Here is a 23,279-nt window from a genome sequence, read left to right as displayed (position 1 = left end):
GGTCTGCATGTCTCATATCCTGAGACGACGCATCCAGCACGTGGGCACGACAGTAGCGCTTCGCCGCAGGTGTCGGCAACGCCGGCCCACGAGCCGGAGCCTGGGCACGACGACGCCCGCGGCGCACGGGGCGTCGCGGGCGGTCGGTGGGCAGGTCAGGCGGGCGGGCGCAGGGCGTCCGCCACGGCCGGCAGCGTCCTCGGGTCGGCCTGCACCAGCATCGTGGTGACGGCCGTGGTCTCCCACGCCGGCAGCTGGGCGCGGATGTCCTCGGCGGTGCCCACCAGGGCGATGTCCTGCACCAGCTCCAGCGGCACGGCGGCCGTGGCGCGCGCGCGGTCACCCGCGAGGTAGTGGGCCTGGATCTCGTCGCACGCCTCGGCGTACCCGAGCCGGTCCAGCACGTCACGGTGGAAGTTGGCGCCCTTGGCGCCCATCCCGCCGGCGTAGAGCGCGATGAACGGCCGGACGCTGTCGGCGGCGGACTCGACGTCAGCACCCAGGACGACCGGGACCGTGGCGACGACCTCGAACTCCTCGACAGGGCTCAGCCCGCCCGCGCGCTTCGCGAAGCCCTCCGCGAGCAGGGTCCGGTACTCGCCGTCCATGCGCGGCGAGTAGAACAGCGGCAACCAGCCGTCGGCGATCTCCGCGGACATCGCGATGTTGCGAGGACCCTCGGCGGCCAGGTGGATGGGCAGGTCGGCTCGCAGCGGGTGCACGGTCGACCGCAGCGCCTTGCCCAGCCCCGACCCCTCGTCGGCGGGCAGGGGGAGCCGGTAGAACTGGCCGTCGAACGTGACGGGAGCCTCGCGCGCCAGCACCTGCCGCACGATCGAGACGTACTCGCGGGTGCGTGCCAGCGGCTTGGGGTACGGCTGCCCGTACCAGCCCTCCACCACCTGGGGGCCCGAGGCGCCGAGCCCCAGGACGAACCGGCCGCGGGACAGGTGGTCGAGCGTGAGGGCCGCCATCGCCGCGGCGGTCGGCGTCCGGGCGGAGATCTGCGCGATCGCCGTGCCGAGGCGGATGCGGGAGGTGCGCGCACCCCACCAGGCGAGCGGGGTGAGCGCGTCGGAGCCGTAGGCCTCGGCCGTCCAGACCGAGTCGAACCCGAGCTGCTCGGCGCCGAGGACGGCCTCCTGCGCACCGGGCGGGGGACCCGCCGACCAGTAGCCCGTGTGGTAGCCCAGCCGCATCGTCAGTCCTCCTGGTCCGGCGTCGTCGTCGACGCCCGCGCCAGGCTACCTGGTACCCCGGGTATCGCGTGTCGGTCAGCCGACCCGGCTGCGGGCGGCGAGCGTGTTCAGCAGCGCGGCGCCCGTGGCGGCGTCGTCGACGGTCACGACGAACGCGCGGCCGCCCGTGCGCTCCACCTGCAGCCCCTCGCCGGTGCGCAGGACGACGCCCACCCGGCCACCGCGACCCACCCGGTAGCCCCAGCCGCCGAACTCGGCCAGCGGGGAGACGGTCGTGACGGCGGCCTCGCGGATCTCGTCGATCGGCACGCTGAAGCGCGGCCAGCCGACCGCCGACCGCACGGTGAGGCCGCGGCGGTCGACCATGACGGTGAACCAGGTGCTCGACAGCACGATCGCCGCGACGAGCACGGCGGGCACGGCCAGGAACGGCAGCCCGAGCAGCAGCCCGAGCGCGAGCGTGAGCAGCGCGACGCTGCTCCCGATGACCAGGGCGGACCGGCTCTCGGCGTGGGTCACCCACACGGCCGCCTCGTCCGGACCGAGGTCGAGCACCGCCGCGGTCGGTGGCACCGGCTCCTGGGCGGGCTGGTGCGCGTCGCGCGGCACGGCCCACGCGGCGAGCGCGGCGGCTCCGATGCCGACCGCGAACGCCACCGTCATGACGAGACCCAGTCCTGTCGTGCCGGCGGTGTCGGTCAGCCCGCGCTGCACGTCGAGCATCCCGACGACGAGCGTGGACAGGAACGCCGCCATGCCGACCGCCGTCGCTGCGGCGACCCGCCGCACCTGGGCCGTACGCCCCCAGAAGAACGCGAGCGCCCAGGACGCGACGGCCACGACCACGGTGGCGATCGCGGTCGGCCAGATCGCCCCGGCGACCGAGGCGTACCGGTCGGGGCCGTCGGCACCGAAGTGCACCGCGACCTGGTCGGGCAGCTCGGACGCCCAGGCGCCGGCCACCACGAACGGCACGGCCGCGAGCGCGAGCGGGACGACGAGCGTCAGGACGGTGGTGACGGACCGGTACGGGACGGGCGACGTCATCGGAGGGCCTCCTTGACCAGGGCGGTGGTGGTCTGCGGGGCGATGCCGAGCGACCGGGCAACCCGCACGAGCGTCTCGACGGCCGCGTGCAGCTCGGAGTTGTCCTGCGGCGGGGCGGTGACGACGGCGCCCCGGCCGCGGCGGAGCTCGATCAGCCCCTCGTCGCGCAGCTCCTGGTAGGCGCGCAGCACCGTGTGCAGGTTGATGTCGAGCGAGGCGGCGAGCTCCCGGGCGCCGGGCAGCCGCTCGCCGTCGGCCAGCTCGCCGCGCGCGACGGCGGCACGCACCTGCCCGGCCAGCTGCGTGAACAGCGGGTCGGGCGATGCGGGGTCGACGCGGAAGAGCATGAAGCGATCATAGTTGTTCGAGGACAACTAGAACAGTGTCGGACGGAGTCAGATGTAGATCGCCGGGTCGTCGATCTCGACGTCGAACGGTGCGGCCGCCGAGCGCAGCCGGATCGTCGCCGGTACCCCGACCGCGATGGCGCCCGGAGGCACGTCGTGGATGACGACCGCGTTGGCGCCGATCTGCGCACCCGCGCCGATCCACACCGGGCCCAGGACCTTCGCGCCCGCCCCGACGACCACGTCGTCGCCGAGGGTCGGGTGGCGCTTGCCGTGCCGCATGGACTTGCCGCCGAGCGTCGACCCGTGGAACAGGACGACGTCGTCGCCCACCTCGGCGGTCTCGCCGACGACGACCCCCATGCCGTGGTCGATGAACAGCCGGCGACCCAGGCGGGCGCCGGGGTGGATCTCGATGCCGGTGACTGCCCGCGCGAGCTGGGAGATCAGTCGCGCGGGCAGCCGCAGGCCGGGTCGGTGCCACATCCTGTGCGCCAGCCGGTACACCCACACCGCGTGCACCCCCGGGTACCCGAGGGCGACCTCGGCCAGGGACCGGGCCGCGGGGTCGCGGTTCCGGGCCGCCTCGAGGTCTTCCCTCAGGGTGGCGAAGAAGTGCAGGTGGTCGGACACGGTGCCTTCGTCCTGTCGGTGGGGTGGTGCTGCCGGGGTGCGTGGCGGTGCGGGACCGTCAGTCGACGAGGTCCGCGTACAGCACCGTCGACAGGTAGCGCTCGCCGAACGACGGGACGATCGCGACGATGAGCTTGCCGGCGTTCTCCGGGCGCTGAGCCAGGAGCGTCGCGGCGTGCAGCGAGGCGCCCGACGAGATGCCGACGAGCAGGCCCTCCTCGGCGGCGGCGCGACGCGCGACCTTCACGGCCGTCTCGGCGTCGACGTCGATGATCTCGTCGTAGACGCTCGTGTCGAGGATCTCGGGCACGAAGTTGGCGCCGATGCCCTGGATCTTGTGCGGCCCGGGGGCGCCGCCGTTGAGGATCGGCGACTCCGCCGGCTCCACGCCGACGATCTTCACTCCGGGCTTGCGGGCCTTGAGCACCTGACCGACGCCCGTGATGGTGCCGCCCGTGCCGATGCCCGCGACGAGGATGTCGATCTCGCCGTCGGTGTCCGCCCAGATCTCCTCGGCGGTCGTCGTGCGGTGGATCTCCGGGTTGGCCTCGTTGGCGAACTGGCGGGCCAGGATGGCACCCGGGCGCTCCGCCACGATCTCGTCGGCGCGGTTGACCGCTCCCCGCATGCCCTCGGAGCCCGGGGTGAGGATCAGCTCGGCGCCGAAGGCGCGCAGCAGCAGCTTGCGCTCCTTGGACATGGTCTCCGGCATCGTCAGGACGACGTCGTAGCCGCGGGCCGCACCCACGAACGCGAGCGCGATGCCCGTGTTGCCGCTCGTGGCCTCGACGATGGTGCCACCGGGCTTGAGCTCGCCGGACGCCTCCGCGGCGTTGATGATCGCGACGCCGATGCGGTCCTTGACCGAGTTGGCCGGGTTGTAGAACTCGAGCTTGGCGACGACGGTGGCGGGGGCGCCGTCGGTGATCTTGTTGATGCGGACCAGCGGGGTGTTGCCGATGAGCGCGGTGGCGTCGTCGTAGATGCGTGCCATGGTTCCTCTTCGGTCGAGCTGCCGGCCGGCCGGCAGCTGGTGGGGACTGACTAGCGATGCGTCTGGAGGTCCGACGGCGCACGCGCGCCGGGCGGGAGGGCGGACCAGCGGGGGCTGTCCGGCCGGGGCGGGGCGAGCGCTGGCGCAGGAGTCGCCCCTGGGTCAGGGGTTCTCGCGCGAAGGTGGAGCCAGCGCTCTACAGACAGCGACAACAGGGCAGCGCCACGTGGGCGCGGCGCAGGACGGCGGGAGCGGCAGGCTGCACGCGCATCGCTTCGTCCTCCGGGACCGAGTCGGTCAGAGTGAATCACCGTGGATCAGAATGGTCGGACGTCGTCCGACACACGACCGGCCACGACGCTAGCGTCAACGCCTGCGCCCACGCAAAGCATCCCCACCAGGCGGACGCTCAGCCGAGGCCGACCGCGGCCAGCCACGCCTCGGCGAGCAGACCGTGGCCGGCGGGCGTCGGGTGCACGCCGTCCTGCGCCCAGGTCGCCGCGCCGGTCCGGGCCGCCGCGGCGGCGAACAGGCCGTCCGCGGGCACCAGCACGGCACGCCGCTCGGCGGCCACCCGCCGCACGACCGAGATGCGTGGGTCGAGGTCCTCGCGCCACTCGTGCTGCGCCGCGGTGACGGGCACGACGAACGGCTCGATCAGCACGAGGCGGTCGGTGGTCCCGACGACGGCCCGGAGGTTGTCCTCGTACTCCTCGGTGGACGTCGGGCTGCCCCCGTCGTACCGGCGCCAGGTGTCGTTGATGCCGATGAGGACGGAGACCACCGTCGGCGCCAGGGCGACCGCGTCCCGCTCCCAGCGCGCGCGCAGCATGGCGGAGGTGTCGCCGCCGACGCCCCGGTTGAGGAACGTCAGTCCGAGGTCCGGCCGCCGGGCGCCCGCGAGCGCCGCGACGATGCCCGCGTACCCGTGCCCGAGGCTCGTCGGGTCGGCACGGTCCCGGCCCCAGTCGGTCACGGAGTCGCCCGTGAGCAGGATGCGGTCCGCAGGCTGGAGGAAGGTCACGGGATCACCCCATCATGCGGGGCGATCGGGTCGCGACCGGGCTCGTCAGCCCGAGGTCACATCTCCGGGCCCGCGTTGATCATCCACGCGACGCCGAACCTGTCGGTCAGCATCCCGAACGTGGCACCCCACGGCGCCTGCGCGAAGGGCTCCTGGATGGTGCCGCCCTCGGCGAGCCTGTCCCAGTAGCCCTGCAGCTCGGCCAGGTCCTGGCCGCTGACGGACACCGAGATGTTGCTCTGGGTGGCCCGCTCCATCCCGGCGGGCGTGTCCGCGCCCATGAGGACCAGCCCGCCGGGGGACTCGAGCTGACCGTGCATGATCTTGCCGGCCTCGGCCGGGTCGTCACTGGCCCCGAAGTCCCCGAACGTGCTCAGCGTCAGCTCGCCGCCGAACACCGTCCGGTAGAACTCCATCGCGTCGCGGGCGTTGTCTCGAAAGCTCAGGTACGGGTTCAGGTGCGTCGCCACGGCTGTCTCCTTCGACGGGTCTCCAGACGTCCACCTTGTCACCGCTCGGCTGCACGCAACAGGATCGAGACCCATGGACCGCCTCGAGGTCGCGCACCGCCGGTTGCACAACCACCACCTGTCCGGCCCGCCGCTGCCCGACCCGGCCGCCGTGGTGCGGCACCTCGGTGCGTCCCAGGCGCAGGAGTACACGATGGCGAAGTGGTCGCTCGGCCAGCGCACGCCGGGGGCCGACGACGCCGCGGTGCAGGCGGCGCTGGACGCGGGGACGATCCTGCGCACGCACGTCCTGCGTCCGACGTGGCACGTCGTCGCGGCGGAGGACGCCCGCTGGATGCTCGCGCTCACCGGTCCGCGCGTCCGGCAGATGAGCCGCTACTACGAGCGCCAGGCGGGGATCGACGACGAGCTGGTGGACCGCGCGACCGCCGTCCTGACCGAGGTGCTCCAGGGCGGCCACCACCTGACGCGGAACGAGCTGCAGGTGGCGCTGGCGCGCGCCGGGATCGAGGCGAGCGGCCTTCGTCTGGCCTACCTGGTCATGGCGGCCGAGCTCGCGGCGGTGGTGGTCAGCGGGGTGCTCCGCGGCAAGCAGCGCACCTACGCCCTGCTGGACGAGCGCGTGCCACCGACGCCGGCCCTCGAGGCCGATGAGGCCCTCGCGGAGCTCACCCGCCGTTACTTCGTCAGCCACGGCCCTGCCACCGTGAAGGACTTCCGCTGGTGGTCGAGCCTGACGCTCACGCAGATCCGCCGCGGCCTCGCGATCGTGGGGGAGGACCTGACGTCCGCCGACGTCGACGGGCTCACCTACTGGTTCGCGCCGGCCGACCCTCCCACGCGGGACCCGTCGCCGACCGTGCACGTCCTGCAGGGGTACGACGAGTACGGCGTCGCCTACACGGAGGGCCGGACGGCGGCGAACATCGCCGACCTGTCGATCGCGCCGGCGGGCACCAACCAGGTGATCCAGCCGGTCGTCCTCGACAGCCAGGTCGTCGGGTGGTGGCGACGCGTCGTCGAGCGGGACGAGGTCGTCGCGGAACCCCACCTCGCGGTGTCGCTGGACGCCGCCCAGTGCGACGCGATGCGCGCGTCCTTCGAGCGGCTCGCGGCGTTCGCCGGGACGCCCTACCGGGTCGATCTAGACACCTGACCAGAACTGGTGTACAGTTCTTACTTGGATCTCCCGGTCTGCGTGGTGGTGTCAGCATCCCATCACGAAGGATCGGCCCGGAGGTGGAACGCGCCGCTACGAGAGCGGCAGACGGCCATGGTCCGGGTGGCTGATCTTCGACAGCCCCCAATGGCGCTGGGGGCGGTTCAAGCCGCGCGCAACAAGGACAAGCGGGCGCGGTGGGCGAAGGCCAACAGGTGCTGACGGACATGCGGCCCCGGTGCGGCCCGCGACGAGAGTCGCGGTGCAGCACCGGGGCCGTTGTCGTCGTCCGGGTCCTTCGGCCCTGTCGGAGCCGCGGTGCCGCGACGAGGCTGGAGCCATGCTCCTCACGTACACCGAAGGCTGGCTGCGACTGACCCGGAACGACAGGCGACAGCACTTCTTCCGCGACGGCATGAGCGTCTGCGGCCGGTTCGTCACCCCGACGAGCGAGTTCCCCGAGGACGACGGCCCGGACCGCGGGGAGTGCCCCGGGTGCCGGCAGATCTTCGACACCGAGCGGGGTCAGGTGCGGTACTGAGCGTCAGCCCTGGTACAGCCACACGACGTTCTCGTCCGGGTCCCGCACGGCGGACGAGCGCGGCATGCCCTCCGTGTCGTGCGGCCCGAGCACCTGCGTCGCGCCGGCATCGAGGGCGCGGCGGTGCGCGACGTCGAGGTCGTCCACGAGCATCCCGATGGTCGCGGGACCTGCGGCGCCTGGGTAGTCGGCCGTCTGCAGGTGCACCAGGAAGAAGTCGCTCTCGCCGTACCGGCCGAAGACGAACCCGGAGAAGTCCGCGTCGGCCGTGCGCTGCGTGACCTCGAGCTCGAACCCGAACGCGTCGCAGTAGAACGCCGCCGCGGCGTCGACGTCGGCGACGAGCAGCTTCACCTGGACGGGTCGCGCACCCGCCGGCGGCGAGGACGCCGCGACCCCGTCGCCCGCGAATCGCTCGGTGTCGCCCAGGCTCGCGGACAGCCGGGCGCGGTCACGCTCCAGCCGCTCGCGGTGGGCGGCGAGAACCGCGTCCGTGCGCGACGGGTCGTCCAGGACGGTGCGCGTGTCCTCGACCGACAGGTCCGTCCAGCGCAGCGAGCGGATGTGCCGGGCGCGCTCGAGCTGGTCGGGGCGGTAGTACCGGTAGCCCGTCGCCGGGTCCACCCGGGCCGGGGTCAGCAGGCCGACGTCGTCGTAGTGCCGCAACGTGTGCACGGACAGGCCGCACAGCCGCCCGAACCTGCCGATGGAGATCTCGTCGGTGTCCACAGCAGAACTGTGGACCCTCGGGCGACCCGAGGGTCAACAGCCCGGTCTCATGCCTGTCGGCGGGTGAGCTGCAGGACCGGGATCGTGCGCGTCGTGCGCTGCTCGTAGGAGCGGAACCCCTCGGAGCGCTCGGTGAACCGGGCCCACGCCGCGTCCCGCTCGGCCCCGACCAGCTGCGTCGCCCGCACCGGCACCGTCCCGTCGTCGGGCGTCTCGATCTCGACGTCCGGGTGCGCGAGCAGGTTGTGGAACCAGGCCGGGTTGTCGGGCGCGCCGCCCTTGGACGCGGCCGCGAGCCAGGTGTCCTCGTCGACCCGGATGCCCGCCACGGGGCTGACGCGCTCCGTGCCGGTCCGGGCCCCCCGGTGGTGCAGCAGGACGAGGCCCCTGCCGAAGCCGTTCGTCCGGACGTCGCCGCCGTTCGCTCGGAACTCGTCGATGATCTGCTGGTTCCAGTCGCTCATGAGCCCAGTGTGGGTCCGCCGGGCGGCGCCGGCCCCGTGGTGTCCCGCACCGTCAGGGTGGTGGCCAGCTCGATGTGCCGTGCCGAGGGCTGCTGTCCCGACGACAGGCCGAGGACCGTCTGCACGGCGAGGCGCCCCATCCCGTCCAGGTCCTGGCGGACGGTGGTCAGCGGGGGAGTCGTCCACGCAGCCTGCGGCGTGTCGTCGAAGCCGATGACGCTGACCTGGTCCGGGACCCGCACCCCGAGCTCGTGGGCGGTGGCGAGCACCCCGACGGCGATCTCGTCGTCGGCCGCCATGACGGCGGTGGGCGGTGACGCGAGCGTGAGCAGCTCCCGGGCGTGCCGGGCGCCCGCGTCGACGTCGAACCGGTCGCTCCGCACGAGCGTGGGGTCCAGGTCGATCCCCGCGGCGTCGAGGGCGGCGCGGTACCCGTAGAAGCGGTCCCGGGCCGCGCTGGAGGCGTCGGGGCCGCCCACCCAGGCGATGCGTCGGTGGCCGAGCGCGATCAGGTGCTCGGCCGCTGCGCGGGCACCCGCCCAGTTGCTCGACCGGACGCTCATCATCGGCCGGTGACGGGCGTCGACGGGGTCCACCATCACGAAGGGCAGCCCCGCGTCCTCGGCCGCGCGCAGCAGCCCGTCGGGCTCGGACAGCGTCAGCCCGACGATGCCGACCGCCCCGGCCGACTGCTGGTCCGCGACCCACGCACGGGCGACGTCCGGCTCCGTGCGGACGGCGAGGTCGGGAGCGAGCCGGGTGAGCAGGTCGAGGTGTGCGTCGGTGGCCGAGGCGAGGACCCCCTGCAGCACGTTGAGGATGTACGGCGACGCCGGGATGTCGAAGACCACGACCAGTGCTCGGCCCGTGGCGCTCGGGGCGGGCGACGTGCTGGTCCGGTACCCGAGCTCGGCGACGGCGGCGAGCACCCGGTCACGCGTCCGCGGCGCCACGTCGACGCGGCCGTTGAGGGCCTTGGAGGCGGTGGCCGGTGAGACCCCCGCTGCGCGCGCCACGTCGGCGAGCGTGGGCTTGCGGCGCAGCACCGAGGCCATCCTGGGCACCTCGTTCCGAAAGAGTTTCGTGACGGCTCTGCGCGCTTTCGCGCACGTCGATCGCTGGTTAGCCTAGCCGAGCACGTGCAGTCGTCGAAAACCTTTCGAGATGCTGGAGTCGTCATGTCCGCAGCCGCCGGATCGTCCACCCTGCTCATCGACGGGCGGGCGCCCGTCGAGGAGGGGCTCCGGCACGTCTGGAGCGCCTGCGTGGGCGCGGGGCGCGCGAACGAGGCGCTGCGGGCGGACTGGCAGGCCCACTTCCGGGAGGCCGTCGACGTGCTGGGTGCGCGCTACGTCCGCTTCCACGGCGTCTTCCACGACGACATGTTCGTGTACCGCGCGAGCGACGGCGGTGGCTTCGGCCCGCCTCAGCCGCTCGCGGAGCCGGTCTACACCTTCTCCTACGTCGACAAGGTGTTCGACGCCGTCCTCGCCGCGGGCGCCCGCCCGTTCGTGGAGCTCGGCTTCCTGCCCCGCGAGCTCGCCACGCAGACCGAGACCGTGTTCTGGTGGAAGGCGCACTGCAGCCCGCCGCAGGACATGGGCCGCTGGGTGGAGCTGGTCACCACCACGGTGCGGCACTGGATCGAGCGGTACGGGATCGACGAGGTCCGCGCGTGGCGGTTCGAGGTGTGGAACGAGCCCAACCTCGTCCCGCACTTCTGGACCGGGACGCGGACGCAGTACTTCGAGCTGTACGAGGCCACGGCCCGGGCAATCAAGGACATCGACGCCGGGCTCAAGGTCGGGGGACCGTCGACCAGCGTCTTCGTGCCGGACGCCCGGTACGCCGGCGAGACGCAGGACCGGTCGGCCGAGGTCGCCACCGCGGAGGCGACGGACCCGGACGCGCTCGACTGGCAGCCGGTGTGGATCCACGAGTTCGTCGACTGGTGCGCGACGCGCGACGTCCCGGTCGACTTCCTGTCCACCCACCTCTACCCCACGGACTACGCCTTCGGTGCCGACGGGCAGGGGCGGCCCATCCAGCGGCACGTCGACGCGACGGCCGACGACCTGCTGGTGATGCGCGCCATCATCGAGGCGAGCCCGTTCCCGGACGCCGAGCTGCACATCAGCGAGTGGTCGAGCTCGCCGTCCAGCCGGGACCGGATGCACGACACCGTCTTCGCGGCCACGTACATCACCCGGGCGTTCCTGCGGGGTGCCGCCCTGGCGGACTCGATCTCCTACTGGACCTTCACCGACGTGTTCGAGGAGGGCGGCGCCGGCATCGGCCCGTTCCACGGCGGGTTCGGCCTGGTCAACGAGCAGGGCATCCACAAGCCCACGTTCCACGCGATGGCGATGCTCGCACGGCTGGGCGACCGGCTCGTGCTGTCGACGCCGCACGGTGTGATCACCCGGCGCAGCGAGGACGGAGCGCTCGCTGCCGTGTTCCTCAACTACCCGGACGGGATGGGCGCGACGGCGATCGGCTCACGGACGGCGTACGCGGAGACCCGCCCGCTGGCGGCCGTCGGCCCGGACCGCGCGATCCACCACACCGTCGAGGGACTCGCTCCCGGCACCCGCCTCGCGCTCGAGGTGCTCGACTGGGACCACGGCAACGTCGCCGAGGCGTGGCACCGGCTGGGCGAGCCGCTGAACCTCACGCGGCAGCAGACGCAGGAGCTCCGCGACGTCGCCGACGCGCTGCACCGCGAGACCCTCGTCGTCCCAAGCTCCGGCGTGCTGGAGCTCCGGCTCGACCTGCGGCCGTGGGCCGTCGCGTCGCTCGTGCAGGAGATCTGACCGGCGGCCCTCAGCCCTTGACCGAGCCCAGCATCACGCCGGAGACGAAGTGCCGCTGGACGAAGGGGTAGACGCACAGGATCGGGATGATCGCCAGGATCATCGTCACGGCCTGGATGTTCGCCGAGATGGCGGCCGACGTCGTCCCGGCTGCCGCCGCACTCGCCGCCGTGGTCGTCGTCGCACCGGCGATGAGGTTGCGCAGGAACAGCGACAGCGGGAAGAGGTTGTCCTCGTCGAGGTAGAGGAACGCGGTGAACCAGTCGTTCCAGTAGGCGACCGAGTAGAAGAGGATCATCGTCGCGATCACGGCCTTGGACAGCGGCAGCACGATGCGGGTGAAGATCGCGAACCAGCCCAGGCCGTCGATCTGGGCGGCCTCCTCGAGCTCGCGGGGGATGTTCTCGAAGAACGACTTCATCACCAGCAGGTTGAACACCGACAGCGCCCCGGGCAGGACGAGGGCCCACATGGTGTTCTTCATGCCGAGCGAGGAGATGAGGACGTAGTTGGGGATGATCCCGCCGTTGAAGAACATGGTGAAGACGGCGATCCCGATCAGTGCGTTGCGGCCCCGCAGGTGCGGCTTGGAGATCGCGTACGCGAAGGTCGTCGTGAGCACCATCGCGATGACCGTCCCGACCACCGTGTACAGGACCGTGTTGCCGTAGCTGGTCCAGAACCGGTCGTCGCCGGCCACCACGCGGTAGGTCTCGAGGTTGAAGCCGACGGGGAGGGCGTTCACCAGGCCGGCCTTGATCGCTCCCGAGCTGGAGAACGACTGCGCCAGCAGGGTGACGAACGGGTAGAGGATCACCACCGTGACGAGCACCAGCACGCCGGCGTTGAGCCAGGTGAACAGCCGGTAGCCCGTCGAGTCGCGAGGGCCGACCGGCACGCCCGCTCGTTCGTCGACGGGTCGGGTCACGTCCGTGCTCACCACAGGCTTGCTCCCACCACTCGCCGCGAGATGAAGTTCGCGGACAGGACCATGACGAGCCCGATGAGGGCCTGGAACAGCCCGATGGCTGCCGCGTAGCTGAGGTTGTTCGACACGAGGCCGACCCGGTAGAGGTACGTCGAGATGACGTCGGCCGTCGAGTACGTGAGGGGCGTGTAGAGGAGGAGGACCTTCTCGAAGCCCACGTTGAGGAACAGGCCGATGTTGAGGATCAGCAGCGTGATCATCGTGGGCCGGATGCCCGGCAGGGTCACGTGCCACGTCTGCCGCCACCGGTTGGCGCCGTCGATGCGGGCCGCCTCGTACAGCGAGCTGTCGACGGTCGTGAGGGCCGCGAGGTAGAGGATCGTGCCCCAGCCGACGGTCTGCCACGCCTCGGAGCCGACGTAGATCGCCCGGAACCACTCCGGTCGCTGCAGGAACGGGATCGCCTCGCCGCCGAACCCCTCGACGATCTGGTTGACGGTGCCCTGCAGCGAGGTGAGCTGCATGACCATGCCGGCCACGATCACGATCGACAGGAAGTGCGGCAGGTACGAGATCGACTGGATGGCGCCCTTGAACCACTTCTTGCGCACCTCGTTGAGCAGGAGCGCCAGGATGATCGGCAGCGGGAAGCAGACGAGCAGGGTGAGCCCGCCGAGGATCACGGTGTTGGCGAAGACGTGCCAGAACGTCGGGTCCTCGATGAACATGCGCACGTAGCGCAGCCCCACCCACTCCTCGCCGAAGATGCTGCCGCCCGGCCGGAACCGCCGGAACGCGATGACGTTCCCGACCATGGGCAGGTAGCGGAACACCAGGAGGAACAGCAGCGGCAGGAGCGCCATGAGGTACAGCGCGCCGTCCCGCCGCAGGGCGAGGCGCCACGACACCTTCGCGACCTTCTGGCGAGGCGGGCGTGGTGGTCGCCGCACCGGGTCGACCGGGGGTGCTGCGGTCGTCGCGCCGACCCCTCCGGGCTCGTCAGCGACGACGAGCACGGCGTCCGTGCGCTCGCGCGGCATGGTCATCTGTCACACCTCCACCTCACCTGCACGGCTGCCGGTGGGGCGGCGTCGCCGCCGCCCCACCGGACCTCGGGCTCGGACCGGTCAGCCGTTCTCGTCGGCGTAGCGCTCGCGGGCGCCGTTGATCAGGTCGAGATAGCCCTGGAGGTTCTGCGACTCCAGCTCACCGACGTACGCGTCCCACTCGCTCAGCGGACGCTCGCCGAGGATGAACCGCAGCGTGTTGGTGTCGACGGTGTCCTTGAGGGGGGTCGCGAGGAGCGAGGCCTGCTCGAGCTCGGTCTCGTCCAGGGGCGCAGGCGGGAACGGGTCGCGCGGCGTGCGCGTGGACAGCACCGAGTCGATGTACTCGACGTACTGGGGGGCGTTGTACGACTCCTTCAGCGCGCGCGACTCGGTCGAGCCGGCGAGGACGTCGTTCGAGTAGCCGAGGTCCTTGAGGATGTCGGTCTGTGCGTCGGGGTTGATGCTGAACGCGTCGAGCGAGAACTCCGGGTTCAGCGTGTACTTCCCGTCGGTCTTCGTGTAGGTCTCGCCCTCCACGCCCCACCGCAGCAGGTCGCGCGCCTCCGGGCTGTAGTACAGCCAGTCGAGGAACTGCAGCATCGCGATGAAGTTCGGGTGGTTCTTGGCCTCGGACGTGAGCATGAAGCCGTTCCAGAAGTTGCGCGGCTCGACGACCTGACCGGCCTCGCCGCCCGGCGGGGCGATCTGCACGACCTCGTAGTTCCCCTTGCCGACGGTGGCGTCGAGCGCCGTGGAGAAGTCGTTGACCGTGCCGTTGGCACCGGACGCCGCGAAGACCTGACCGGCGGCGAACTTCTCGGTGACCGTGCCGCTGCCGTCGTTCGCCGCGGTGAACGACTCCGTGTCCAGCAGGCCGTCCTCGACCAGGCCGTGGAAGTACTCGACCATGTCCTTGTAGCCGTCGCTGGTGGCGGCGTAGACGAACTCGCCGCTGTCCTCGTCGTAGAACGTGCCGTTGCCGAAGCCCCAGCCGGCGACCGTGCCGAAGGCGTGCGCGGCGTAGTTGAGCATCGACGCACCCTCGAAGCCGTCGGCCAGCGGGGTGCTGTCCGGGTACGCCGCCTTGATCTTCTCCAGACCGTCGCGCAGCTCGTCCCACGTCTCGGGGACCTTGGCGCCGACCTCGTCAAAGATGTCCTTGCGGATGAGGAGCGTGAACGTCGGGACGGAGACCTCCTGCAGGCCCGGCGTCATGTAGTACTTGCCGTCGGCCTGGCGCAGGTTGTCCACCATGTCGCCCAGGTCCCACTCCTCCACGTACTTGCGGAAGTTGGGCATGTGCTCCTCGTAGTCGCTGAGGGGGAGGACCGCCCCGGACGCGGCGAACTGCTGCTCGTCGCCCGTGTAGATGAGGGGGATGATGTCCGGCGCGTCACCGGAGCTGATGAGGAGGCTGCGCTTCTCCACAGCGTCGCTGAACGGGATGTTCGTCAGGTCGAGGGAGACGTTCGTGCGCTCCTCGATCTCGTCGAAGACCTCCCACGAGTCCGTGATCGGGGTCTCGGGCCAGTCGGTCCAGAGCATGGAGAAGGTCACGGGTTCCGTGGCCTTGAAGGTCGTGTCCGCGGCGTAGTCCGCCATGGCGGCCGCGTCGTTCTCGCCGGCGTCACCGTCGTCCGAGCCGCCGGAGCTGCACGCTGCCAGGCCGACGAGGGCCGTGGCCGCGGCGAGGGCCGTCAGGCGACGCCCTGCCCGGTGGGTGAGGCGTGCTGTCAGGTCAAGCTTCATGTCTCTCCTTTGAGAACGTCGCGGGCGCCGTCGCCCGAGATCCATGCCGCCTTGAGGTGTGGGGGCCACACCGGTCGCGTCGCGATTTTAGCGTTAAAATAGGAGCAACCACCGCGAGAGTCAAGCCCTGTGCGACTGTCGTGATCGCACCGGGCAACTCCCCGGCTGACGGTCGGTGTCCGGCGGACCCGCCCGGCGCGGGGTTGTGGAGAAACGGACGACACAGCGCTTTTTAACGATATTGTCTGCGCACTCGCAGGGCGGCGGTCTGGATGGCCGAGGTCTCGCGCGGTCCGAGGACTGACACAATGCCCGCAGGAGGATGCCGATGGTGACGATGTCTGACGTCGCTCGCGAGGCGGGCGTCTCGGTCATGACCGTGTCGAACGTCCTGAACGAACGTCTGCCGGTGGGAGCGCCGACCCGCGCGCGCGTCCTGGCCGCCGTGGAGTCGCTCGGGTACGAGGTGAACCTCACCGCGCGGCACCTGCGCGCCGGCAGGACCGACACCGTCGCCCTCATCGTGCCCAGCTTCCACGACTACTTCGGCGAGGTCGCGGACGAGATCGCGCCACTCGTCGAGGCGCACGGGCGCCACCTCGTCCTGGAACGCACGAGCGCCAGCCCCGAGCACGAGCTGGAGGCGGTCAGCGTCGCGCGCCTCCAGCTGTACGACGGCGTCCTGCTCTCCGTCGCGGGGATGGATCCCGAACAGCTCGGCCGCGTGCGCACGTCGAAGCCCATCGTCCTCCTGGGGGAGCGCGACGTCCCCCCGCACTTCGACCACGTGCGGCTCGCCAACGAGGAGGGAGCGCGGCTGGCCACCGCGCACATGATCGAGCGCGGCTCGCGCCGCATCCTGGCGCTGGGCTGCACGCTCGACCGGGCCCACATGATGACGTCGGACCGTCGGGCCGGCTGGGAGAGCGCCCACCGCGAGGCCGGGCTGCCCGTCGACGAGCGGTACGTCGTGCCTATCGCGACCTACTCCTCGCACACCGCTCGCACCACGCTCCTCGACGTCATCGACTCGGGCCTGCCGTTCGACGGCATCTTCGCGGCCACCGACGTCATCGCGCTCGGTGCCGTCGCCGCGCTCGCCGACCGCGGGCTCCGCGTCCCCGACGACGTCCAGCTCGCCGGCTTCGACAATCTCGAGGTGTCGAGCTTCGTGCCACCGGGGATCACGTCGGTAGACCCCAACCACCGGGGCGTCGCCCAGCACGCCGTCGGTCTGCTGCACCGCCGGATGGCGGGCGCGGTCGGGCCGGCCGAGCACGTCGTCGCGCCCGTCAGCCTGGTGGTCCGCGGGTCCACCCGAGGCGGTCGCTGAGCCGCGACCGTCCTGCCCTGCACCGCCCCGAGCGGCCGCGCCGCGACGCGCCTCGGGCTCCGTCCTCGCTGTCACCGGAAGGAACACCGTGAGCACCACCACCGCCGTCATCGACCTGGACCTGCCGGGCGCGACGATCTCCCGGCACGTCTACGGGCACTTCGCCGAGCACCTCGGCCGGTGCATCTACGGCGGCTTCTGGGTCGGCGAGGACTCGGACGTGCCCCACGTCCGGGGCATCCGCTCCGACGTGGTGGAGGCCCTGCGCGCGATCGCGATCCCGAACCTGCGCTGGCCGGGCGGCTGCTTCGCCGACGACTACCACTGGCAGGACGGCATCGGTCCGCGCGACGCCCGGCCCCGGATGGTCAACTCGCACTGGGGCGACGTCGTCGAGGACAACGCGTTCGGCACCCACGAGTTCATGGACCTGTGCGAGCTGCTCGGCGCGGACCCGTACGTGTCCGCGAACATCGGCTCGGGCACCGTCCGCGAGATGAGCGAGTGGGTCGAGTACCTCACGCGAGCGGACGACTCGCCCATGGCGGCGCTGCGACGCGCGAACGGCCGCGAGGAGCCGTGGCGGGTGCCGTTCTGGGGCCTGGGCAACGAGGCGTGGGGGTGCGGCGGCAACCTGCGCGTCGAGCAGTTCGCCTCGCTGGCCCGCCAGTACGCGACCTACGCCCGCGACCAGGGCGGCAACCGGCTCACCAGGATCGCGGCCGGCGCCGCCGACGCGGACTACCACTGGACCGAGACCCTGATGCGCTCGCTGGGCGACCTCGCCGCCGACCCGGCCGCACCCGCGGGACCGTTCCAGGCCGTGTCCCTGCACTACTACACGATGAGCGGTCCGTGGTCCGACAAGGGCTCCGCGACCGACTTCACCACCGACGAGTGGTACCGGACGATGGCGCGCGCCCGCGTCATGGACGAGCTGCTGACGCGGCACTCGACGGTCATGGACCGCCACGACCCGCACCGCAAGGTGGGGCTCGTCGTCGACGAGTGGGGCACGTGGTGGAACGTGGAGCCCGGCACCAACCCGGGGTTCCTGTACCAGCAGAACACCCTGCGCGACGCGCTGGTCGCCTCTGTGCACCTCGACGCCTTCCACGCCCACGCCGACCGGGTGGTCATGGCGAACATCGCGCAGACCGTCAACGTGCTGCAGGCGATGATCCTCACGGACCCGGACACCGGCGCGCTGGTCCTGACCCCGACCTACCACGTGTTCGCGATGAACGTCGGCCACCACGACGCTGACGCGCTCACCGTGCACCTGCGCGACGTGCCGACGCGGCCGGTCGAGGGATCCGCCGACCTCCCGCTCGTCTCAGCCTCCGCGTCGGTCAAGGACGACACCGCGCTGGTCTCCCTGTCGAACCTGGACACCGACGCCGCCCGCACCGTCGTGCTGGACCTGCGCGGCCGGGACGTCGTCGGGCACACCGCGCGCGTGCTGACGGCGTCCACCCTCGGCGCGCACAACACCCCCGAGCAGGGCGACGCGGTGGCGCCCGCGCTGCACGCCGGGGTGCGGGCTCACGCGCGGGGTCTGGAGGTCGACCTGCCGGCGCACTCGTACGTCACGGTCGCGCTCGACCTCGGCTGACCCGCGCCGAGGCGGCGGTGGTCACTGCGGGCCGCTGCTCGGACTCGCCGGCCGCCGGGGCGCCCCGATCGCGCGCGCGACCGGGCGGGGCATCACCCGCGCGGCGGCCGAGCCCAGCCGGTACCGCAGGCTCGGGGTCGAGATGACGACGCCGCGCCGGGTGTCGGCCAGGGCGGTGGCGACGACGTCCTCCGCGCGGAGCCAGGCGACCTCCGGCAGCCACGTCATGTCGATGCCGGCACTGCGGTGGAACTCGGTGTGGACGAACCCGGGGCACACGACCGTCGCGGTGACCCCGGTGCCCCGCAGCTCCACGGCGAGGCCCTCGGTGAAGGTCCGGACCCACGCCTTGTGCGCGGAGTACGTGCCCAGCGTGATGAGCGCGGCGACCGACGCGACGTTGAGGATGGCGCCACGCCCCCGCGCGGTCATCTGCCCCGCAGCGGCGTGCGACAGCACCAGGACGGCGCGGACCATGACGTCGAGCACGGCCTCCTCGCGCCTCACGTCGCCGCCCACGAACCGCTGCCCGGGAGCCCCGCCGGCGTTGTTGACGAGCAGGCCGACGGGGCGCTCGGCCGACCGCAGCCGGTCGGCGACACGCTCCACGTCGCTGCGGACGGACAGGTCCGCGACGAGCGCCTCGACCCGGACGCCCGCGACGGCTCGCAGCCGGCCGGCGACCTGCTCGAGCCGCTCGGAGTCCCGGTCGACGAGCACCAGGTCGTGGCGGGCGGTGGCGAGCTGCCAGGCGAACTCGAGCCCCAGGCCCGCCGCCGCGCCGGTGATCAGTGCGGTACCCACGGCACCACCGTAGGGGCGTCGGGTCGGGACGCGGTCGGGTCCCGCCGCGTCATCGTCACGAGGCCGGCAGGGCCGCCAGCCCGGCCTTGAGGAGCGCGAGCTTCAGCTCTCGACGGGACGTCACGCGCAGCTTGGTGAAGACCTTGCCCAGGTGCCACTCGACGGTGCGTGCACTGAGGAAGAGTCGAGCCCCGATCTCCGGGTTCGTCAGACCGTCGCCCGCCAGCTGGGCGATCTGCGCCTCATGGAGCGTGAGGCGCTCCTGCGTCTCGACGGTCCGACGGCGCGCTCTCTCCCCGGTGGCGAGAAGCTCACGGCCGGCACGCTCGGCGAACGCGTCCATACCGAGAGTGGTGAGCATCTCGTCGGCGGTGCGCAGCTGTTCCCGGGCCCGCACGCGCTGGCCCTGCCGGCGGAGCCACTCGCCGTAGAGCAGGTGGGTACGGGCGAGATCCGGTCGGAGCCGTGTGCGCCCGAGGCGTTCGACCGCCTCCTGGTACAGCGACTCCGCCGCATCACCCTCGCTCATCAGCGCGCTGGACCGTGCGTAGATCCCCAGCGCCCAGTCGGTGTCGCACGCCTGCACGTGCTCCCGGAGCCGACGGAGCGCCTCGTCCGCCAGCTCGGCGTGACCCGTCCGTGTGGCAGCCTCGATCAGCTCGTTCAACGCCCACGAGGCGATGTACAGCTCCGGCGCGAGGTCGCACGCAGCCACGGCCTCCGTGAGTGCCTCGTCGTAGCGGCCGAGCCCGTTCATGAGCACAGCCTTCGCCCACCGCGCGTACTGGAGGGCTGTTCCCTGGCCGCCGACGGTCGCGTGGGCGACAACGCCTGCCATGAGGTCGGAGGCCAGACCCTCGTGGCCACGGGCTCCGGCGAGCACGAGCGCGGCGTGGGGGGCGATCCGGGTGCCGGTCGCTTCCTTGAGGGTGTCCACCTCCGCGACCAGCAGCGCGGCCCTCGCGAAGTCTCCACCGAAGACGGCAGCCTGACCGCACGCGTTGTCGACGACGGCGAGGGCCTCGAGCGCTCCGGAGTCGCGCGCGAGCCGGACGGTCGTGATGCCGATCTCGAGCCCGCGGTCGTAGTCCCAGACCAGGTTCGCCGCTCGCGTCGCGAGCCAACCCCATCGAAGGAGCTCTTCCTCGGAGACGTCGCTGCTGGCGAACGCAGCGACAGCGCGGCGCAGCGCGGGCGCGGCTGCGGGGCGTCCGTCGGTGAAGACCATGGCCAGGCTGTCGAGGAGCAGGTCGCAGGGGAGCGGAGGCGTCACGGGCCGGGGCGCAGCGGCGACCGCCTGCGAGACGTCCAGGAGTGTGCCGCCGTCGTCGGCCAGACCTCCGGCGAAGAGGGCCGCGGCCCACGCGTCGAGGTAGGTGTCGCGCGACAGGCGGACGTCCAGCGTCTCGAGCTGGACAGCGGCCCGGAGCAGCAGCAGCGAAGCCTCGCCGCCGCGGTTCTGCGCGAACGCCACCTCGGCCTTCAGGCGATCCACGCGGGCCAGACCGAGCTCGTCGAGAGGTCCGGTCTCTGCTGCGGCCACCAGCCCGGATGCTGCGTCGAACGCGCCGGCGTGCAGGCACGCCTGGGCCGCGGCGAGTGCGCGGTCCGCCCGCCGCGCGGGGTCCCGGGTCAGTGCGACAGAGCGCTGCAGGAACGCAGCCGTCGCGGCGAGTCCACCGCGGGCCTTCGCCCGCCCGGCCGACCGCTCGAGCTCGGCAGCGACGACGTCGTCGGGACCGAGGACGCCCTGGGCGCGGTGCCACGCGCGACGGTCAGGGTCGACCTCGGGATCGGTGGCTGCGGCCAGTGCTCGGTGGGCGGTGCGGCGCTCCGCCGGTGACGCGGCGCGATAGATCGCGGAGCGCAGGAGGGGGTGGCGGAATCCCACGCGTGCGTCGATCTCGATCAGGTCGTCCGCCTCGGCGGGTGCCGCGGCGGACGCCGGGATCCCGAGCTCGGAGACGGCTCGCCACAAGAGGTTGGGATCACCGACGGGATCGGCCGATGCCACCAGCAGCAGGCGCTGGGTCTCGCTCGGGAGCACCTCGATCCGGCGGCGATAGCTCGCCTCGATCCGGCTCGGCACGCTCAACCTGGCAGGGACGGGGAAGCCGCCGGCGAAGGCGGCCGACGACTGCCCTCGGGGCAGCTCGAGCAGGGCGAGCGGGTTGCCGTGCGCCTCGGCGAGGATCCGGCCGCGTACCGACGCGTCCAGCGGGCCGAGGCTCGCAGCGGTGACGAGCCGGGCCGCGTCCTGTTCCGACAACCCGCGCAGTCGCAGCTCGGGCAGGCCCTCGAACTCGCTCGGGGCGTCTCCGTCACGTTCGGCGAGGACGAGGACGACGGACTCCGTATGAAGTCGCCTGGCGACGAACGAGAGCACCTGGGCGGAGGACCGGTCGAGCCACTGGGCGTCGTCGACGAGGCAGACCAGCGGCCGTGCCTCAGCATGCTCAGCGAGCTGGCCCAGCAGGGCCAACCCGACGAAGAAGCGGTCGGGTGGACGCCCGGAGCTGAGGCCGAACGCCGTCTCCAGAGCCTCGCGCTGCGGCACCGGCAGGCGCCCGAGGCCGTCGAGGAGCGGTCGGGAGAGCTGGTGGATCGCCGCGAACGGCAGCTCCATCTCGGACTCGATGCCGACGACTCGCACGACGTGACAGTCCGTGCTGCGGTCCTCCACGTACTCGAGCAGAGCGGTCTTGCCGATGCCGGCCTCACCACGCAGCACCACGGTCCGGCTGGCCCCGGCCCGCGCGGCCTCGACGAGGGAGTCGAGGACGGCGCACTCGCTCCTGCGGCCACGCAACTGGATCGGGCCCACACGCTGCGACACCTGTCACCCCTCTGGCCGCCACGTGCGCTGTGCGTGGCTTCTGCCAGAGCCTATTCCTGTGCCGAACGCGACCAGGGAAGGGTGACCCGGTCGTCGACCAGCCCGGGTGCGGTCCCGGTCGCAGCGTCGAGAGCCGCGTCACCGCGGGGCGGTGGTCTCGCGCTGGTGCGTCCCTCTGGTGGGCTCGCGGCGAGGACCGGCCGCTCGATGCCCGGCCGGTCCTCGCCGCACCCTCCTCTGCTCCGTGTGCTGGAGTCACTCCGGGCCCGGCGCCGCTGCAGCGCGGTACGGCGCGAGGAAGTCCGTCAGCACGTCGAGCAGCTCGACCGGAGCCTGCTCGGCGACCCAGTGCCCGGTGCCCGGGAGGACCGAGGGCGTCACGTCGGTGGCGGTGAGCTCCATGCCGTGCGCCACGGCGTCGCCCCAGCTGTTCTCCCCGCCGATCGCGAGGACGGGGATCGTCAGCTTCGTGGCCTGGCGCACCTCACGGTTCTGGTTCACGGTGTCGTCCCAGGCGCGGTACAGCCCGAAGCTCGTCCGCAAGGCGTCCCTGCTGCGGGTGTAGAGGCCGACGTAGTAGGTGATCGCCGAGTCGGGCAGCGTCGTCCCGCCGCCCTGGATGGCGTACTCGTAGCGGTAGTAGGCGTCGGCGTTGCTGCTGACCATGTCGAGGATCAGGTCGTCGTCCACCCGGTTGAAGGGGATGTGCCAGAGCTTGTCGTTGAGCTGCTCGGGCACGAACATCGGCGGCGCCGGGGGAGCCATGAGATCACCGACCCCGGGAGGTCCGGGAATCTCGGCGAAGGCGAGGCGCTGGACGCGGTCACGGTGGTCGGCGGCCAGGGCGTACGAGACCACGGCCCCCGTGTCGTGGCCGACCACGGCGAACTGCTCGTGGCCGAGCTTCGTCATCAGAGCGGCGAGGTCGTCGGCGAGGGTGCCCGCGTCGTACCCCTCCGCGGGTCCCTCCGTCCGACCGATGCCACGCTGGTCGACGGCGATGACGGTGTAGCTCTTGGCCAGCTCGGGCATCACATGTCGCCACGCGTACCAGTTCTCGGGCCAGCCGTGCACGAGCAGCAGGGGTGGGCCGTCGCCCCCGATCACGACGTGCTGACGGATGTCGTTCGCCTTCACGAACCGGCTCGTGAAGGTCGCCTTGAAGCCGGGTGGCAGCTTCGGCGCCGTCGACACCAGACCGATGTCGCGAGACGCCTTGACGGTGCGCGACGCGTCGGAGGCTGCACTGGCCGACCAGGCGCCTCCGCCGAGTGCTGCGATGCCGGTGACGCCGATCGCCGCTGCACACGCCATTGCCACGAGCCGGGTCGTCCGGCGCCTCCGTCGGCCTTGCGCCGCGGGCTCGAGAGGGAACACGTTCATGTGCATCTCCTTGAGAGACACCGGCCACGGTGACCGGTGCCGATGACGCTGGTCGTCCCACTGTCACGTCGCGCCCGGGACCCCCCGGGTCTGTTCACGGGCCTCGGGCCATCGGCACCGGTGAAGGTCACCTCACGCACCGGCGTGGACGGTGCAACCCGG

21 protein-coding genes are annotated in these 23,279 nt (G+C 72.0%); 5 read left to right on the top strand and 16 right to left on the bottom strand.

All coding sequences use genetic code 11. From position 1 onward, the window contains the following. Positions 1-155: 155 nt before the first annotated feature. The 7 genes from CXY01_RS06830 to CXY01_RS06800 all read right to left on the bottom strand — a co-directional run bounded on the left by CXY01_RS06830 (position 156) and on the right by CXY01_RS06800 (position 5,714). Entirely contained in the window at positions 156-1,199 is a 1,044-nt protein-coding gene (locus CXY01_RS06830) for an LLM class F420-dependent oxidoreductase (protein ID WP_146926366.1), read from the bottom strand. Positions 1,200-1,274: 75 nt separating this feature from the next. After that, positions 1,275-2,246, bottom strand: a complete 972-nt coding sequence (locus tag CXY01_RS06825) for a DUF1648 domain-containing protein (protein ID WP_146926364.1) — start codon at positions 2,244-2,246, stop codon at positions 1,275-1,277. Further along, a complete protein-coding gene (locus tag CXY01_RS06820) occupies positions 2,243-2,593 on the bottom strand; it encodes a GntR family transcriptional regulator (protein ID WP_146926362.1) in 351 nt (116 codons plus the stop codon). The genes CXY01_RS06825 and CXY01_RS06820 overlap by 4 nt, the downstream gene beginning before the upstream one ends. A gap of 48 nt (positions 2,594-2,641) precedes the next feature. After that, positions 2,642-3,226, bottom strand: a complete 585-nt coding sequence (gene epsC, locus CXY01_RS06815; protein ID WP_146926360.1) for a serine O-acetyltransferase EpsC — start codon at positions 3,224-3,226, stop codon at positions 2,642-2,644. Between the two features lie 58 nt (positions 3,227-3,284). Then, on the bottom strand, positions 3,285-4,220 hold the full coding sequence (gene cysK, locus CXY01_RS06810) for a cysteine synthase A (RefSeq protein WP_146926357.1): 936 nt from the start codon (positions 4,218-4,220) through the stop codon (positions 3,285-3,287). Between the two features lie 409 nt (positions 4,221-4,629). Next, positions 4,630-5,244 (bottom strand): SGNH/GDSL hydrolase family protein, encoded by a 615-nt coding sequence (locus CXY01_RS06805; RefSeq protein WP_146926356.1) that lies wholly within the window; start codon positions 5,242-5,244, stop codon positions 4,630-4,632. A 56-nt stretch (positions 5,245-5,300) separates the two neighbouring features. After that, entirely contained in the window at positions 5,301-5,714 is a 414-nt protein-coding gene (locus CXY01_RS06800) for a VOC family protein (RefSeq protein ID WP_146926354.1), read from the bottom strand. A gap of 73 nt (positions 5,715-5,787) precedes the next feature. On the opposite strand from CXY01_RS06800, the gene CXY01_RS06795 reads away from it, so the two are divergent. After that, on the top strand, positions 5,788-6,870 hold the full coding sequence (locus CXY01_RS06795) for a winged helix DNA-binding domain-containing protein (RefSeq protein WP_146926352.1): 1,083 nt from the start codon (positions 5,788-5,790) through the stop codon (positions 6,868-6,870). A gap of 343 nt (positions 6,871-7,213) precedes the next feature. Beyond that, on the top strand, positions 7,214-7,414 hold the full coding sequence (locus CXY01_RS06790) for a hypothetical protein (RefSeq protein ID WP_146926350.1): 201 nt from the start codon (positions 7,214-7,216) through the stop codon (positions 7,412-7,414). Between the two features lie 3 nt (positions 7,415-7,417). On the opposite strand, the gene CXY01_RS20780 is transcribed toward CXY01_RS06790, so the two are convergent. From CXY01_RS20780 to CXY01_RS06775, 3 genes are read right to left on the bottom strand one after another with little or no spacing between them, the layout of a single operon-like run. Then, a complete protein-coding gene (locus tag CXY01_RS20780) occupies positions 7,418-8,143 on the bottom strand; it encodes a MerR family transcriptional regulator (RefSeq protein ID WP_186813315.1) in 726 nt (241 codons plus the stop codon). Between the two features lie 47 nt (positions 8,144-8,190). Continuing rightward, complete coding sequence (locus tag CXY01_RS06780; protein ID WP_146926348.1) at positions 8,191-8,607, bottom strand: nitroreductase/quinone reductase family protein; 417 nt, start codon at positions 8,605-8,607, stop codon at positions 8,191-8,193. Next, positions 8,604-9,662 carry a LacI family DNA-binding transcriptional regulator gene (locus CXY01_RS06775; protein WP_146926346.1) on the bottom strand — a complete coding sequence of 353 codons (1,059 nt, stop codon included), beginning with the start codon at positions 9,660-9,662 and terminating at the stop codon, positions 8,604-8,606. The genes CXY01_RS06780 and CXY01_RS06775 overlap by 4 nt, the downstream gene beginning before the upstream one ends. Positions 9,663-9,785: 123 nt before the next feature. Here CXY01_RS06775 and CXY01_RS06770 point away from each other — a divergent pair, with 123 nt between their 5' ends. Beyond that, positions 9,786-11,420 (top strand): GH39 family glycosyl hydrolase, encoded by a 1,635-nt coding sequence (locus CXY01_RS06770; protein WP_146926344.1) that lies wholly within the window; start codon positions 9,786-9,788, stop codon positions 11,418-11,420. A 10-nt stretch (positions 11,421-11,430) separates the two neighbouring features. On the opposite strand, the gene CXY01_RS06765 is transcribed toward CXY01_RS06770, so the two are convergent. The 3 genes from CXY01_RS06765 to CXY01_RS06755 form a co-directional block, all read right to left on the bottom strand. Then, the gene (locus CXY01_RS06765; RefSeq protein ID WP_246125112.1) at positions 11,431-12,318 is read right to left on the bottom strand and encodes a carbohydrate ABC transporter permease; all 888 of its coding nucleotides are present in this window, start codon (positions 12,316-12,318) and stop codon (positions 11,431-11,433) included. A gap of 38 nt (positions 12,319-12,356) precedes the next feature. Then, entirely contained in the window at positions 12,357-13,394 is a 1,038-nt protein-coding gene (locus CXY01_RS06760; protein WP_246125111.1) for an ABC transporter permease, read from the bottom strand. 81 nt (positions 13,395-13,475) lie between these two features. After that, a complete protein-coding gene (locus CXY01_RS06755) occupies positions 13,476-15,146 on the bottom strand; it encodes an ABC transporter substrate-binding protein (protein ID WP_146926340.1) in 1,671 nt (556 codons plus the stop codon). Between the two features lie 337 nt (positions 15,147-15,483). Between CXY01_RS06755 and CXY01_RS06750 the strand changes: the two genes are divergently transcribed. Further along, entirely contained in the window at positions 15,484-16,479 is a 996-nt protein-coding gene (locus CXY01_RS06750; protein WP_246125109.1) for a LacI family DNA-binding transcriptional regulator, read from the top strand. A gap of 88 nt (positions 16,480-16,567) precedes the next feature. Next, positions 16,568-18,094 carry an alpha-N-arabinofuranosidase gene (locus CXY01_RS06745; protein ID WP_146926337.1) on the top strand — a complete coding sequence of 509 codons (1,527 nt, stop codon included), beginning with the start codon at positions 16,568-16,570 and terminating at the stop codon, positions 18,092-18,094. 21 nt (positions 18,095-18,115) lie between these two features. Here CXY01_RS06745 and CXY01_RS06740 read toward each other — a convergent pair whose 3' ends face one another. From CXY01_RS06740 to CXY01_RS06730, 3 genes are all read right to left on the bottom strand, one after another. After that, positions 18,116-18,898, bottom strand: a complete 783-nt coding sequence (locus tag CXY01_RS06740) for an SDR family NAD(P)-dependent oxidoreductase (RefSeq protein ID WP_146926335.1) — start codon at positions 18,896-18,898, stop codon at positions 18,116-18,118. Between the two features lie 55 nt (positions 18,899-18,953). Continuing rightward, positions 18,954-21,722, bottom strand: a complete 2,769-nt coding sequence (locus CXY01_RS06735) for an ATP-binding protein (RefSeq protein ID WP_246125107.1) — start codon at positions 21,720-21,722, stop codon at positions 18,954-18,956. 267 nt (positions 21,723-21,989) lie between these two features. Then, complete coding sequence (locus CXY01_RS06730) at positions 21,990-23,117, bottom strand: alpha/beta fold hydrolase (RefSeq protein WP_146926332.1); 1,128 nt, start codon at positions 23,115-23,117, stop codon at positions 21,990-21,992. Positions 23,118-23,279: the final 162 nt, after the last annotated feature.

It is taken from the genome of Cellulomonas xylanilytica, from assembly GCF_007989805.1.
GTDB lineage: Bacteria > Actinomycetota > Actinomycetes > Actinomycetales > Cellulomonadaceae > Cellulomonas > Cellulomonas xylanilytica.
This window is presented reverse-complemented; position numbering and strand designations above follow the sequence as displayed.

Excerpts from the sequence above, each read along its gene's own strand:
- CXY01_RS06825 (WP_146926364.1), bottom strand. The coding sequence starts at position 2,246 with ATGACGTCGCCCGTCCCGTACCGGTCCGTCACCACCGTCCTGACGCTC.
- cysK (WP_146926357.1), bottom strand. The coding sequence starts at position 4,220 with ATGGCACGCATCTACGACGACGCCACCGCGCTCATCGGCAACACCCCG.
- CXY01_RS06820 (WP_146926362.1), bottom strand. The coding sequence starts at position 2,593 with ATGCTCTTCCGCGTCGACCCCGCATCGCCCGACCCGCTGTTCACGCAG.
- CXY01_RS06790 (WP_146926350.1), top strand. The coding sequence starts at position 7,214 with ATGCTCCTCACGTACACCGAAGGCTGGCTGCGACTGACCCGGAACGAC.
- CXY01_RS06780 (WP_146926348.1), bottom strand. The coding sequence starts at position 8,607 with ATGAGCGACTGGAACCAGCAGATCATCGACGAGTTCCGAGCGAACGGC.
- CXY01_RS06795 (WP_146926352.1), top strand. The coding sequence starts at position 5,788 with ATGGACCGCCTCGAGGTCGCGCACCGCCGGTTGCACAACCACCACCTG.
- CXY01_RS06750 (WP_246125109.1), top strand. The coding sequence starts at position 15,484 with ATGTCTGACGTCGCTCGCGAGGCGGGCGTCTCGGTCATGACCGTGTCG.
- CXY01_RS06775 (WP_146926346.1), bottom strand. The coding sequence starts at position 9,662 with ATGGCCTCGGTGCTGCGCCGCAAGCCCACGCTCGCCGACGTGGCGCGC.
- CXY01_RS06730 (WP_146926332.1), bottom strand. The coding sequence starts at position 23,117 with ATGAACGTGTTCCCTCTCGAGCCCGCGGCGCAAGGCCGACGGAGGCGC.
- CXY01_RS06830 (WP_146926366.1), bottom strand. The coding sequence starts at position 1,199 with ATGCGGCTGGGCTACCACACGGGCTACTGGTCGGCGGGTCCCCCGCCC.
- CXY01_RS06755 (WP_146926340.1), bottom strand. The coding sequence starts at position 15,146 with ATGAAGCTTGACCTGACAGCACGCCTCACCCACCGGGCAGGGCGTCGC.
- CXY01_RS06770 (WP_146926344.1), top strand. The coding sequence starts at position 9,786 with ATGTCCGCAGCCGCCGGATCGTCCACCCTGCTCATCGACGGGCGGGCG.
- CXY01_RS06760 (WP_246125111.1), bottom strand. The coding sequence starts at position 13,394 with ATGACCATGCCGCGCGAGCGCACGGACGCCGTGCTCGTCGTCGCTGAC.